This window comes from Gracilibacillus saliphilus (assembly GCF_010994085.1).
Lineage (GTDB): Bacteria > Bacillota > Bacilli > Bacillales > Amphibacillaceae > Gracilibacillus > Gracilibacillus lacisalsi.
Window position 1 is genome coordinate 64,005 of sequence record NZ_WJEB01000019.1, and the last position, 15,363, is coordinate 79,367.

The following is a 15,363-nucleotide window of genomic DNA, read 5'->3' on the forward strand; positions in this document are numbered from 1 at the left end:
TCCTATTACTATCCTAGAACAAACCGCCTTCTCCCGCTTTTTTAGCAAGCCTATCTGCACCAACTATCAGTACAATACCTACAATTGACTTAAATAAGCCAACAGCAGTACTGTAACTAAATGCTCCCTCGGTTATACCAACGAAGTATACATACGTATCAAATACATCTGCTACACTACGGTTTAACGAGTTAGACATTAAGTAAATTTGTTGGAAACCAGTATCTAAGAAGTTACCCAACCTTAAAATTAATAGAATAACGATCGTGCTTCGTATCGCCGGCAATGTGACATGCCATAACCTACGGAATCGACCTGCTCCATCAACAATAGCTGCTTCATACTGTTCTTGATCAACACTTGCTAATGCTGCTAGAAAAATTACTGTACCCCAACCTGTTTCTTTCCAAATAATTTGTCCCATAATCATCGGTCTAAACCATTCTGGACTTGACAAGAAATTAATCTCTTTGCCTGCTACACTTGATATTAATTCGTTTACTACACCACCACTAGTTGTCAAGAATACATAACTAATACTCGCAATAATTACCCAAGACATAAAGTGTGGTACATATACTAATGTTTGCAATGTACGTTTATAAAAGCTTAGCCTAATTTCATTCAGCATCAATGACAGAATGATAGGTGCCGGGAAAAAGAATATTAGATCATATAACGCTAATATAAAAGTGTTTCTTAATAATCGTAAAAAATCGGGATTTGTAAAGAAATAATGAAAATGTTCAAAACCAACCCATTCACTTTCCCATACACCAAGAAATGGTGAATAATCCTGGAAAGCTATCACGATGCCCCACATTGGGAAATATTTAAATATTATAAAGTAAATTAACCCAGGTAATACCATAAAGTATAACCATTTCTCTTTTAATATTTGTTGCCATTTGCTTTTTTTGTTTTTTTGAACGACACTATTTACTTTATTTTCATGTACATTTTCCATCGAATCCCCTCTTAATCTGTTATTTGACGTAAAAAGCAGGTTACAAAACCTGCTTTTTACAAGCTATTTTAATGATAGTTATTGATGTGCTTGGTGTAATTGATTGATTTCTTCTATATAATCTGTACCACCATTTCTTTTCCATCGCTCTATCTCTTCTTCTAATCCTGCTTCATCAATTTGTCCTACAATATATTTAATACGAGCATCGTTAATAATATCATCAAGCTGCTGGCCTTTTTTAGAGTAAACTTCTGAAATATATGATTCTGCTGGGTTAGCTACAACAATGTCTTCATTTTCTATTTTTAAATCATTTTCTAATTGATGTAATGCAGTTGTTTCTGCTGAATGCGATTTAGCCTCTGGAATATACATTAGCATTTGGTTAAATCCATCTACTTCTTGTTTTAAACCTGCATCGTCCTTAATGTTGGATTGATATTCTCCATCTACTAGGTCATAATGTTTTCCTTCGATACCATTTTCTGCCATAATCTGCATTTCCTCATCATTCATTTTATCCAAGAAATCAAGAACTTGTTTCATCTCTTCATCTGATTTAACTGATGTTCTAGAAATTGCTAACATACCTGAATAACCTGAGGTTGGTAAGTTATGCAATCCTGTTGGGCCTTCTACTGCTTTTATTACAGTAATTGGATCATCATTCTCAGGGTCAGCATCTACAATTTTTTCTGCAATACGGTGTCCTTCATCAAGCACGTTTACTTGTACACCGGCTTCACCAGCTACTACAGGATCAGACCATTGTGCTGGATCCATAACAGCGAAGTCTTCATTAACAAGTCCTTCATCGTAAAGCTGTTTAAAGAAATTTAATGCTTCCATATAATTGTCATCCATAAAGTAAGGATACAATTCGCCATTCTCATCTTCACCCCATTTATTAGGTACGCCAAACCAAGTTTGCATAACATCCCATGGACCTTCATATTTTGAAACAACTATACCATAGGTATCATCTTGTCCATTTCCATTTGGGTCTTCTTCTTTAAAAGCTTTTAACATATTATAAAAATCATCTATGGTTTCTGGCTCTTCTAATCCTAAGTTCTCTAACCAATCCTTACGAATAATAACACCGTTACGTCCTAAATCACGTTCACGAGGAATACCATAAATTTCTCCATTAATCGAACTATTTTCCAAGACAATTTCATTTGCTTGACCTAAATTAGGATAATCAGCTAAATGTGGCCCTAACTCCCAAAATGCTCCATCTTCTACCGCACTAATAAAACTTGGTGATTTATTAGGAATCATCATAACATGTGGTAAGTCTCCTGATGATAAGGTGATATTGAACTTATCTTCTAAGTTACTATTTGGAACCCATTCCATTGTGATATTTTTATTTGTGTAATCTTCTATCTCCTTTAATACTGGACTATCATCTGTTGGTGGTTCTGTAGAGAAGGTTGGAACAAAAACACGCAAATCCATTCTTTCTTCAGAGCTTTCGCCATTATTTTCTGAATCATCACCAGTTTGTTCATCACTACCTGTATCATTCCCAGCAGTATCACTATCATCACTACAACCTGCTACAACTAAAATACCAAATACGAATAAAGCCATTAATAGATAATGAAATATTTTTGATTTCATCTTGACCCTCCCTGAAATATACCTTGTCATATTCGACCACCACATTCTCCTTGTTGATTTCACAAAATGATTTACTCTTTGATCCCCCCTCTGTTTCTGAAATTTAAAAAGGATTTGTGTGTGTCGCTACTTCAAATATAAAACGCTTACATTTTTTCCATCAATATTCATTTTTTGTCCTTTTTATTTATAATACCACTCAGCTTTGGAATGAATGGGTTTACATCAATAAATTATCACTTTTTTTAAAATATAATACTTTTTTGCCCAACATAAAATAAGTGTTTTATACTTAAAAGTTCTCTAGATAAACTTTTTGTATACCTACATCTTTTAAAATAGTGTTCTTCATTATCATATAATTTTTTCCATGTCATTCGACTAATCAATTGGACAAAAAAATTACAAGATTTTACTGAAAGTATGAAAGAGGATTATGCGAGATAACTCTCTAAGTATTTAGAAATATATAAAGTGCTATAACTATTGGACATAAGTCAAACAAAATCTTTCTCAGTATATCCGATACTGTTCTGCAGCCAGTCTTGATAGGTCATGTAGCTTTTTATCACAAACAGAGTTACAGCTAACAGAAGCGATTATCTGTATACTCTATTTCAAAAACTTTAATTTTATCCTCCCTACATGCATTAATAGCTATTTAAACAGGAAAATGAAAGATCCGAACGACATCCAATTCTGAACTAAAGAATTTGAATTACCGTTCGGATTTTGTTATGACTTAAAAAGCTTTGTTCCAATCTTTTTTAACAGTTAATATTATTTTAAAATCATTTGTAATTGATCTGCGATTATTTTTGCGATTTGGTTTGCCCCTTTTACAGTAAAATGAGTATGATCTGTTCCATTTACATCAACCATATAATAAGTTTTTGCTTCATTAAAACCTACTTCTCTTAATTGCTTGATACTTAACGACATCAAATCGATTAATGAACATTCCTCTTGCTCTGCAACTTCTTTCATTGCATTACAATAGTCGCCAAAGTCAGCTAAGAACTCTCCAGAAACATAATGAAAACGTGCAACTGGTGTTATCAAGATTGGTATTGCTTTGTTAGTCTTTGCAACCTCTATATATTTCTTTAAAAATTCTTTATAATCTTTATAGGGTTCTGTATATCTTTCCGGCTTTTCTTTTGTGGCATCATTATGACCCATTTGAACAAGGAGATAATCTCCTTCAATTATTGCTTTGTCGATTACTTCCAATCTACCTTCTTCGATAAAAGTTCTAGTACTTCGACCACCAATTGCGTGATTAAAAACAGTATATCCATTCAGATAATCTGATAAGTACTGCCCCCACCCTGCTTGTGGAGCATCTTTCTCCTGATAGCTTTGACATGTTGAGTCACTTGCTAAGAATAATCGTGCCTTCATCCCCTCAGTCCTTTTTCTTTTTTAATATTCCTTTTATACTAACGGGGCCAATTAACCCTGATCGTAATGATTCTTTGTCCATTTGATTTGCGCTATTATTAGTGACACGAACACGCAGTAAGTTTTCACCTTGTTTTAATAGTTCCCCTGAAAATGATAGGTGATATGGAGCCCACATTTTGACTTTTGTTTTTGATTGGTTAATGGTTACTTCCGCTATTTCATAAACTGTGCCTAAATCGATAACAACCTCATCCAATTTATCTCCTTCATTTTCAAATACATATTGATATTCGATGGTACCAGAATAGTATTTTAAATCTTCGCATGTACTCCAATCACGTAATTCCGACCTATTCCATCCTCTCTCCTGTACAATTAGGTTTGGATGAAGCCTCACTTGCTTGGGAATTGGCCGTTTTTGCATAGAAAGTGGCGTATCACCTTCCACACACCAAATAATTGCTTCACGGCTCGACAGATCTAGCAAATATTCTTTTTCATTCTCTTTTATTAAAGACTGTTCATCACCTGTCCACGGATTCCATTCTTTTGTCGGTTGATCATTGGAAAACTGTATGTTCCCCTTATAAGGCACATCACCTTCATTGACGATAAAATAAAATAAGCGACCGGCTTTTTTTATTTTTGTCATTCTGATTGTGTGACTCTCTCCTTGCAATATTGCATGTCGATAAGGTGAAAAGTGCATTTCTAATTGATTTCTATCAACTGATGATAAATAAATAACATCAAGTAAAACTTCTTTGACTGAATTATCAGTTATTTGATAAACTTTTCCTCCATTTGAAACAAACTGTTGTAATTCTTCCACAACAGTTGGATTAAATAGTGATAAATCCATATTATCCAGCACTACTAAATGGTATGATTGTTGACCAACAAGCAGACGATCACCTTGGACTTCTATTTGATGATCAACAAATAATGATTCATGTAAGTAATTAAATTCTATTTGATGCTCATAAAAATACTTTGCCATTTTCCAAGGTATATGATTGTTTAACGTTAATATTGCTATCTCTGCCTGATTTACACTATCAGTCATTAGCCAGCTAATCCTTTTTATATAGGTACTGAAATATTTATAATAGGGCCACCAAACATTGTTCGGACCAACATCTGGTGGACGTTCATGGCTTCTTTCTCTACCTTTTACAGAATAATAGAAAGCATGAGGACAAAACAAATTAACTCCTCTTACCGCCAACCAATCTGTATACCATTTCATATCAGAAGCAGAAAGATTCCAACTATTATCAATACCACAAACACCTAAATATTCATTCAAATTTCTTCGTCGATTATAATGCCTAGCCGCATCACTACCACATTTTGCTGCTGTTGAATGTTCTCCCGTCACTCCTTTCTCTTTTTCAGGAGCCACCCACCTCCAAACCACATCCTGTCCCGGAATGCTGAATGATTTCAGCAGACCAATATCATCACTTTTGGCAGGATGTCCGGTTAAAAACAAGTTATTTTTGTCACACCACTCTGCTATAGGGTTATAATATGTCTCTAACATTCTCTTATTAATGGCTTTTTCGTAAGTTTGCTTTACTATTTTTGTTTTTTCTCCAATATCGAAAAACAACCCTGGTAAGTCTTCTATATGTAAGCCTTCATGATATAAAAATTTCTCAAAGTCATTAGTCCATGCTAAGCAACCTGGTATAGCATTTCTTCCAGTGATATCTGGTTCATCAGTAAACATTGCGAAAATTGTATTTCCAAAATAGTCACCTACAACTTCTTTGTATCGCTCATGGGTAATCTCAATAAAAGCTTTAACTGCAGCTGGATTTAAGAGATCTGTTGAACGTGGTGCCTTATATTGCCCGTCATCTTGATTCTTATGAATTCCTCTAATTGTACCTTGTGTATAACTTTCAACTAAAAAAATACAGGAGTAATCTTCTTTCTTTCGACTATTTACTTGAAAATAAGATTCGATTACTTCTTCAGAGATCATGACTTTTTCATCATATAAGTGAACAACTTGTGCATTAAGAGGATAGAGACATGTAATTTGTTCAGCCTGATAGGAATCTGTTCCATTTTTTTCAGCTAAATAAACAGCCACTAGACGATCATCTTTTTGTAACGGGACATCCATTGCTTGATCTAATAGATCGATAACCTTAGCAAATAATCCTCTGCTGGCAAACGTGGGATCTCTTTCAACAACTTTGCCATTAGCAGCTCCAGAAGGATACATCGCTTCATCATACAAAATAACATGCATATTCCGCCGATCAGCCTCTTCAACGGCAAACTTTACATATTCCATAAAATCATCTGATAAGTATTTTGTTTGTTCAGGAATACCTATTCTAGGGTGTAAAACAAAACCTTCTACTCCTTTTTCTTGAAAATCTTTTATTTGATTTTGTAACTTTTCTTTATCTAAATGATCATTCCAAAACCAAAATGGCATTGGTGAAAACTCAGACGATGGACTTACAAACTGCTGATATAAACTATCCATTTAGCATTCCTCCTAGATGTTGCTTACTCCTGATTTACGATATTGACTTGGAGTCAAACCTACATGTTTTTTAAATATTCTATTGAAATAACTATGCCTGTATCCAACTTCTTCCGCAATCTCATGTATTTTCATGTTAGTTTGAAATAAAAGTTCTTTTGCCTTGTTCATCCTTATTTTTGTGAGGTAATCTATAAAATTAGTGCCGTATACTTTTTTAAACGCCTTACTTAATGTATAAGCTGTTGTACCAACATATTCCGCACAACTTTCAAGTGAAATATCTTCCATGTAATGTTCCCCAATATAAGAAACAATTTTGTCAACAATTACCTTCATCTCCATATTCATATTATCTTCCACATATGTAATATACGGAGTAATAACATGATTAATCAACCATTTCACAACCCATTCCACTTCACGAAGATGTGATAATTCTTCATACATATTTCGCCCTTTATACAATACCACTGGGTCAACACCAGAAAGTAATATTTCATGTTGTATCGCACTATACAATTGCATCATACCTGCTTGCACACTAACTTCTTTTTTACTGTTTTCCAGAACTCTATCAAAGAAGTTTCGGATTAACTCTTCTGTTTCATTGATTCTGCCTCTTCTAATACACTGAATAATTTCCTTTTCCATTTCAAAAGGATAGAATAGCTTATGATTAGATACATCTCTTTCGACCTCATTTAACATGAGAATTTGATTTTGGTTATTAAAATCCCGAAACCGTTTGATCCTGCCTATTTCTTCAAATAGAAAATTAATGTCTTTTACCTTAGTTGTCATTGAACTAATGGTAATCGTGACATATCTGGATAAAACTTGATTGATCGCTGTTGAAATATCATCAGCAAGCTGTTCTAAAAGTTTCATCACATTTGTTATCTGGTTAGGAATAATTAAAAATATGGTAGAGGTCATATCATATTGATTGAGTACAGTATACTGATCCAAGTATTCTTTCGTTAAATCTTCAGCTATGTTTGCCATCGCAAAAGCCACTAAACTATCATCCTCACCATACTTATGCTCACTCTTATTAGACATTCCAGTTAATTGAATATCCAATAATACAAAAGAGTGATTTTCAACATTCCACCTGTAATTTTCCATTTTTTTCTTTAATGCTCTTTCATCAAAATCATATAAAAACCCACTCGTTAACTGGATAAGGAAATTCTGCCTTAGTTGAGGTATTTGACGCGTTATTCTTTTTTCCAATTGTTCACTTTCAGATGTCAACATATCTATGCGATCACGAATTTGTTTAAATTCATCTTTAGTTCCACTTGTTGTAGAGCGACTAGAGGGTGTAAAACTACTTGTTAAGTTTCTTATAGGTTGATACAAACGATTCGATGCAAATAATGTTAGGAAAAAAGCTAATCCAAAAACAGTTAAACTAGCAAAAAGTATCACTTTTGAAATCGTGATAATTGGTGAAGTAATAGCTGATATAGGTGCCGCTGAGACGTATGTCCACTGTGACCCCACACGGTCAAAAGTACCATAGGAAACGGAATAGGTCTTGTCATTCCAATCGATTTGAAATGACCGATCTGTTATATTCTGATCGGAAAACATAGAGACTAACTTATTCGTAAAGTTATGCTCTGAAAATTCTTCAGTTGATAACAATAATTCACTATTCTCATTCATTAATAATGTGACACCATTACTATACGGTGTTAAGGTTTCAAGCGTACGGATAAGACTTCCACTATCTATAGATACAACAATCGTTCCAAATGGGCTACTAATCACACCAGGTATTTGATGTGTTAAGATTAGGTTACTAGAATATTCCGTATGTTGATAAAACTCTTCTTTATGATCCCAAGAAATATGTTTAGGAGATTCCAACAACGACTGATATGCTCTCATTACACCTTCTTCACTTAGGTGGTTCAAATATGGATTAAATAAAATGGGGCCTTGTTCTCCTTCAATAAATAAATTAACTTCACTAATAAGATACTGACTACCTTGCAGTATCATCAATTTTTGCATAATTTCTCTAGTTTTTTGAAAGTCGTAGACAAAATCCGTAGTAACGAGTTGATAATTAAATGTTGGATCAAACGCCCAATGTGTGAGTGATTCCTCTAAATAGTTAAATTGATCATCAATATTTTGTGCTCGCTCACCTATTTCTTCCAAATGAACTTTTTGCAACTCATTTTCTGTTGAACTCAAACCAAAAGTATAGATAGCAACACCTGATATTATGCCTGGAATGGAAGAAATAAATAAAATTAACAAAAAACTTTTTCGAAAGTAATTACTGTGCCAACGACTTGCAAACCAACTCTTTATATATGAAAAAAACTTATTGTTTTTCATTTTCTTCACCTCACCTAACTATCTTAACACAAATGTAAGCACTTTCATACTATGTGAGGAAAAGTAGGTAAATAGCATCTTATTTATTTTACTCTTAACAATTCTGAATAGCTTCTTCCAAAGGACATTCGCTTTTCTATTATTTTCTATGTTAAGGCTTATTGTATAAATATAGTAGATTACTTCTTTCTAAACCCTTATATATCTATCATGTCTGATTCTAAATATTGATCAATTAATTCCAAACAAACAATTAAGTTAAGAGACCATTGAGAGGCTGTGTTCGTCGACATCGACTGTACTTCGAAAACTGGTTTGACATAGTCAGATGCTTTCACTATTTTTAATGGTGTTTTTATCTGCCAATGGGTGGAATCTGCAAGTAAATATTGCCAAGCTTGTTTTGCAAGTTCTTCATCTTTTTGATTTGCTGCAGCATAGGCAACTAATGATGAAGAAAGCATAGAAGTTCCCCACGGTTGATCACCCCGAATAGCTCCAGATGTCCTTTGCGATTTTTCTTCTTTTGACAAATTATAAAATTCTCCAAATTCTACGAGCATTTTCTTCCATTCATCATCTTCCAAAATCTCTGCCATTTCCATCCATACTTGTGCACCACCCATACTCATTATTAAATGATGTCCCCAATTTTCATTACCCATAAACATTAATTCTCCAGTTCTTGGATCATATCCAAAAACAGGTCCTGTTAATAATCGATAAGGCATATTTTTCAGAGCGTTAATACCTGTAAACATCTTATCCCGAAATGTAGTATCTTCATAGCGTTCCCACCTTGTTAACCAATTAGAACAAAATGCAGCCCAATCCGGTCCGCTTCGTACATGAGTAGGAAAATGATCCTTTGGAAAATACGCTCTCATTGGATCGAGATGTTCTGTTGTGTAATCAGCGTTAACTACCTCATCCATTATGTCGCCAATCCGTTCGTCAGCTGTTAGATAGTAATACATTTTATGAAGTCCAGCTGCACCTATTCGAGCTTCTTTACACCCACAACCCCAATGAACCACATTATGCCTTGAACCAAGTCCTCTATATTCACCTAAATGATATACATCCACTTCACTAGTATGTCGTGTCATTGCTTCAGCAAACCGGAATAAATCCTCTCGTCCTGATCTTAAAAACATGTACCATAACCAGTAGTTAGGAGCTAGTTCGGTATTTTGCCAAGCACAACCACCTAAATCATATTTCCATTCATGACGAATATGATCATAACTATGCATTACGTCTCCATAATCCCAAAAACCGTACCAACCTCTTTGTTCCACCTCATCTAGGTAGAATTGGATAACTTCATCAAGTGATTTTTCAATGCTTGCTTTTATTGGTGTACTCTCATCTTTTAAACTCCAAACACCTAATGCTTTTGTATCATGGTAATATGCTGGATCACATACTAATAAAGGTGGGGATTCTTTTTCTTCGACAATCGTTTGGAGTACCTCCTGATTTGGTGTATTTTTGAATAAATCAATTGTTATCTCACTTGTATTGCCGATTCCATAAGGAGTACTGCGAAACTCCTCAGCACCTTCATAGGCTGATTTTACGTGTGTTTCGGAATCATAATGCCTTAAATCCATTGATGGCGCATCTGGTGACCAAAACCACGCTGATAAGGTAGCAGTTTGTTCAGCTAATTGCTTTACCTCTAGAGATGAAGGGTATTTTCTCCAAAAATTACGAACAGCAACAGCTATTCCCCCGTTTTCACTACCAACATATGCTAATCCTCCTGCTCGTTTTCCAGATACAGCACGAATCCAAGCAAATTCATCTTTAGTTTGCTTTGTAATGGTATAAGAGTCTGCAGAGATTTGGACTAACTTAAAATTGCTCCACGTTGCAGAATCATCCAATAATTCTAGAAATTGATGATCTTCAGAACTAAATTCAATCGGTCTTCCTGCCATTTGCGCTTTGTAAAGTTCTTCATATCTGCCAGTTGTACGCCAAGTTAACATACCTTTAGGAGACTCACTAAAAATACCATTATCACCTGCGAATTTTATATATCTATTATATAATGGCCCATTCATTGGTATTTTAAAATCCATTCCAATACCTTTTATAAAATCTTGATGAGGATTCCCATCATATAAGAATGTGTGAACAGCTTTTATCGCTGTTTGACCTAAGTAAAAATATAATCTAAGCGAAAAAGGTAGCCATTCGCGTTTATCATTATTTATTTTATGTCTACCTGTAATTTTAACCACTGCCCTTATTGGTCCATCTTGTTCAATTTCTACATCTTTAATTTCACTATAAAATACTTCTTGCTTTGATGTTACTATTCCTTCCGTTTGATTTTGTGATTCTCGTATTCCTTTTAAATATCCACCTTGACATAGCAAGTTATTGCGATAATATACTTCTTCTATTAAAATAGTGCCTTTTTTATTTACTTTACAACTTATTTCGCCAGTATTTATATAAATAGAGTCAGGACTATTTTCTATTTCAAGTGGATCAATTTCTTTTGAGATGTTTCCTTTCTTAAGTTGTAAGCAGTCAACATTTACTTCATTCTTCCATGAAACAGCATGTGCAGTCCACTTCACACTTCCATCAGGCCAAAATGCGGTTGGCCAACTTTGAACTGGTATTTCTACTTTATTTTCATCAACTAGCCTTACAGGATCTTTTCTATCTAACACTCCTTTTATCCAAGGGATTCCCCATGTTATACCTTTCGTTATTCTAGGTTTATTTCCTAACCAAGATAAAGGAACCATTACTTCCATACCCTCTCTTCCCCTTCCAATTCAGATGCTCAATTTTTAGATTGTGGAATTTCGATTCGGAATAATTTTGCCTTCTCATCATAATAAGATACAACATTTTTTATATAAGAGATCACAGCATTTATTTCTACAATAAATGCACCTTCCTCATTTATATAGGGCTCACCATTTAACAAGTTTTCTTCACCATTTACGAGAAGATGTGTACGCCCTATTTCGGCGGTAACCGTATAACCATCTGAAACCAATGTCATAATCCCATTCTCTTCATCGTATTGATAGTCAAATAATTTGGGAAAATCATTTTTGATTCTTTCTATGATAAATAGAATCGGACTATAGATACTTCCATGTTCATAAATACTAAAAATGCCATTTGTATTAGGTTCTTGTCCATTTACAATGACCTTACAATATATTTTGTCAGGAGCAGTATATTTAACTGCGTCCGCTTGTGGTATGGCTTTAAATGTAAAACTATTTTCAGGTGAATCCTCAGAGTATGATGGTTCCAGATATTGTGGACAATCATTGGATAGTGCATTTGTATCGGTTGCTTTACTATAGATCTCAATACTATCTCCAGGTAGTCCCTGCATTTTAGCTTTTAATATAATGTTTCCTGCCTTCCTAGTTGAACGAATGAATACCCTATTTTTTCCACATTCTGCATAAACATAATTTTTATGAATCACACTATCTTCTTTTCCATAGCCATTAAAGCGCCCACTATTGTATCCACCTAGAAATATACCCTCACCTTCAATCGTAAAATCGATCCTATCATCTGCATGTGGATGACGACGATCGTTAGCATCCAAAACCTCAACATCAACATAAGCTATATCAGTGCCATCTGCCAAAAGCCCTCGATCACCAACATGTGGTGTAAGCTTTAATTTTACAGACTGAGATACTGTTTCGATTATATCAGTAGCAACATGATTTCCGTGATAATCATATGCTTTAGCTATAATAGAGCCAGATTGAGTAACATCAATATGTGGAAATGGAAAGACAAACGTATCTACCGGCTTATCACATTCTGCTACTAATTCGTCATTTATCAAAAGTTTTATTGTAGCGACAGAATAACTTCCTAGAACATATACTGTTTTATCCTTTGGATTGCGGTAACTATATTCTCCAGTTTTTATCCAATAAGTGCCGTCAAATTCTTTAACTGGGTAACGATAATTTATACCACCCTCGGATGGATAATTCCAATGTCCTATTATTTTTATCATCGGTACAGGTGATTGCATAGTACGAAATACCTCAAAATTTTGCTTTTTTATACGAACTGGATCAACACGACCGCTCATTCTTGCGTTTTCACTTGCAGCTTGTCGCCCGTGTTGTGCTGAATCTGTCCAACATAATGCCGCTGCCGCTGAATAATAATTATTCCCAGATGCACCGCCAATACGATCATTAAAAAATTCCGCATACCCTTTAGCTGCGTATAGAGCTAAATCTTCAGAAGTCAGATCATGACAATCACCACCAACTTGTTTTCTACCGCCACGGCCTAACCATAAATTATCATAATCAAAATGAGGGGGTGAAAAATCATCCCAGACACGTCTAGGGGCTTCTTCACGTAAATATTCGGTTTCTGTAACTGGCATTTTTTCAGATTGATAACGTCCGGCATGACGGTTTAACATTGTACCTACATACTCTGCTTCATTTAATACTTCTTCTGTATTTAATGTACGGCACCCCATAAATCGACCGCCATTAGGATCTAACTTTTCCTTTAATAATCGCATTTCACGCATATGTTCTTTATTAATGGAATTATTGCCCGCTTCCCAGAAGAAAATGGAAGGATTATTCCTAAAATAAATAATAATATCTCTCATTAACTCGACTCGTTGATCCCATTGTCTGCCAAAGTTCTCTCTTTCTTTATCACCAGCAGGTTGTGTGCAAACAATACCGTAACGATCAAACGACCTGATATCTGCTGGACTACCTGCCACATGCATAAAACGAATATGGTTTGCATTACTTTCACGTATTAATTTCGCATCCATATCTTTGAGCCAATCTGGTGCTGTGCCAATGACTGCCCATTCATTTGCAGCTCTTTGAGCATATCCTGTTAACCAAACACGACAACCATTTATTTCCACACCACTATTAAAGTCATATGAAACCTTTCTAAAACCTGTAACATTAGTAACTTGATCTAATATTTTTCCATCCGATATTAAATAGGTTTGAACTGTATATAAATAAGGATCATCTGGCGACCAGAATCGTAAATCTGTACCTTGACCTTTAGATTTTACTACAGATACCTCTAATGAATCCGTTTTTGTAGGTGCCACTTCCTCTTCTGATAATGGTATATACTTGTTCCCTTCTTGTATATAAGCATCCTTTGGTGTTATCGACAGTGGTGGTAATTCAGGAAGATTTTTTGCTTTAGGTATTTGAATGTTTCCTGAAGACATGCGTGCTACTTCACGACCATTATGATCAAGTATGATAGATTCTAATGATATGATCTTGTCTGAGTCATTCTCATTTCTAACCTCCGCCTCAACATTAATAATAGCTTTTTTATTCTTAATGTCATAATCCGATCCGTAAATATATACCCCTTTCGTCTGCAGGTTACTGTATATCGGCAGTGTAATATGTAATTTAGGTTTAACATGTAACCTGATATTTTTAGATAGACCTCCTATACTAGGATTAAAATCATTCGTATTCCAAAAATATGCCACACCTCTTACGCTTTCTTCAATATTATCTGTTTTTTGAGATGCCATGAACGCACCTGGTGTCGCTCCCTCTACATTTGGTGTTTCTGCAACAAATCTATCTAAGTTTCTTGAAGAGGTATTATCAGTAGCAATCGCTATTAAGTTATCAGCCTCATAATCGATATATGGTGTTAAATCAAATCCAAACGGACCCACACCTGCTTCATAATAACCTGCCATCGTTCCGTTTACATACAGATAACAGGTTTGTCGAATTCCTTCAAACTCTATCAAGCATTTTTTTTCTTTATGCTCAGAAGGAAGACGGAACCATTTTCTATAGAAAGAGAATGTCCTTTTTTGTCCACTCCCTGCATCCTCGATTCTTGCAACAAATAAATCTTTGTCATTATAAGTGTGTGGAACACCTACCGTTTCCCAATCATTTTCTTCATATTCTCGTTCATAAAAACATCTACCTGTACCATCTTTCCAGCTATCTAAAGCCTCTTGAAGAGGATATTGATCTGCAAGTTTAAATTTCCACTCATAATTAAAATTATATATTTTGGATTGAACCTTCATATCTGTTATGCAATAACTTCCTTTTTCCTTCATAACCTTTGATGTTCCCCCCTATATTAATAATCAGTCCATAAGAAATAATAAATATAGATACCTTGCGAAAACGCTCACAACATTTCCACCAGTAACTAACCGTGATAAAACCACCTCGATATAATAATTTTAATAAAAATCATAGCATCAAAAAAACTTTCCAACAATAATACTATTTTGCATTTGTGAAAATTGAGCTGGATTAAAGCTCAATCGTAAACAGCCTGAAAGCATAATCACTGACACAGCATATCATTCTATGCTTTCAACTTTTCTTGTTCCAAAAATTGATCAGATTTTCTCCTATTCCACCAATATTGGATGTCATTAAAAGTGAATGGTAGTTATGCAATTTGTATAGTGACAGTT

The 15,363-nt window shown here is 34.6% G+C and carries 7 protein-coding genes; all 7 read right to left on the reverse strand.

Features of this window, described 5'->3' with window-relative positions; translation table 11 throughout:
- Positions 1-13: 13 nt before the first annotated feature.
- Positions 14-967, reverse strand: a complete 954-nt coding sequence (locus tag GHT08_RS13095; protein WP_163581837.1) for an ABC transporter permease — start codon at positions 965-967, stop codon at positions 14-16.
- Between the two features lie 78 nt (positions 968-1,045).
- Positions 1,046-2,599: an extracellular solute-binding protein gene (locus tag GHT08_RS13100; RefSeq protein ID WP_238343572.1), complete on the reverse strand. Its 1,554-nt coding sequence runs from the start codon at positions 2,597-2,599 to the stop codon at positions 1,046-1,048.
- Positions 2,600-3,379: 780 nt separating this feature from the next.
- Positions 3,380-4,003 (reverse strand): rhamnogalacturonan acetylesterase, encoded by a 624-nt coding sequence (locus GHT08_RS13105; RefSeq protein ID WP_163581839.1) that lies wholly within the window; start codon positions 4,001-4,003, stop codon positions 3,380-3,382.
- A 4-nt stretch (positions 4,004-4,007) separates the two neighbouring features.
- Positions 4,008-6,515, reverse strand: a complete 2,508-nt coding sequence (locus tag GHT08_RS13110; protein ID WP_163581840.1) for a glycosylhydrolase-like jelly roll fold domain-containing protein — start codon at positions 6,513-6,515, stop codon at positions 4,008-4,010.
- 12 nt (positions 6,516-6,527) lie between these two features.
- Positions 6,528-8,876 (reverse strand): AraC family transcriptional regulator, encoded by a 2,349-nt coding sequence (locus tag GHT08_RS13115; RefSeq protein ID WP_163581841.1) that lies wholly within the window; start codon positions 8,874-8,876, stop codon positions 6,528-6,530.
- 197 nt (positions 8,877-9,073) lie between these two features.
- Complete coding sequence (locus tag GHT08_RS13120) at positions 9,074-11,656, reverse strand: exo-rhamnogalacturonan lyase family protein (RefSeq protein WP_163581842.1); 2,583 nt, start codon at positions 11,654-11,656, stop codon at positions 9,074-9,076.
- Between the two features lie 29 nt (positions 11,657-11,685).
- Positions 11,686-14,994, reverse strand: a complete 3,309-nt coding sequence (locus GHT08_RS13125; RefSeq protein WP_163581843.1) for a glycoside hydrolase family 2 protein — start codon at positions 14,992-14,994, stop codon at positions 11,686-11,688.
- Positions 14,995-15,363 lie beyond the last annotated feature (369 nt).

Excerpts from the sequence above, each read along its gene's own strand:
- GHT08_RS13100 (WP_238343572.1), bottom strand. The coding sequence starts at position 2,599 with ATGAAATCAAAAATATTTCATTATCTATTAATGGCTTTATTCGTATTT.
- GHT08_RS13125 (WP_163581843.1), bottom strand. The coding sequence starts at position 14,994 with ATGAAGGAAAAAGGAAGTTATTGCATAACAGATATGAAGGTTCAATCC.
- GHT08_RS13105 (WP_163581839.1), bottom strand. The coding sequence starts at position 4,003 with ATGAAGGCACGATTATTCTTAGCAAGTGACTCAACATGTCAAAGCTAT.
- GHT08_RS13120 (WP_163581842.1), bottom strand. The coding sequence starts at position 11,656 with ATGGAAGTAATGGTTCCTTTATCTTGGTTAGGAAATAAACCTAGAATA.
- GHT08_RS13095 (WP_163581837.1), bottom strand. The coding sequence starts at position 967 with ATGGAAAATGTACATGAAAATAAAGTAAATAGTGTCGTTCAAAAAAAC.
- GHT08_RS13115 (WP_163581841.1), bottom strand. The coding sequence starts at position 8,876 with ATGAAAAACAATAAGTTTTTTTCATATATAAAGAGTTGGTTTGCAAGT.
- GHT08_RS13110 (WP_163581840.1), bottom strand. The coding sequence starts at position 6,515 with ATGGATAGTTTATATCAGCAGTTTGTAAGTCCATCGTCTGAGTTTTCA.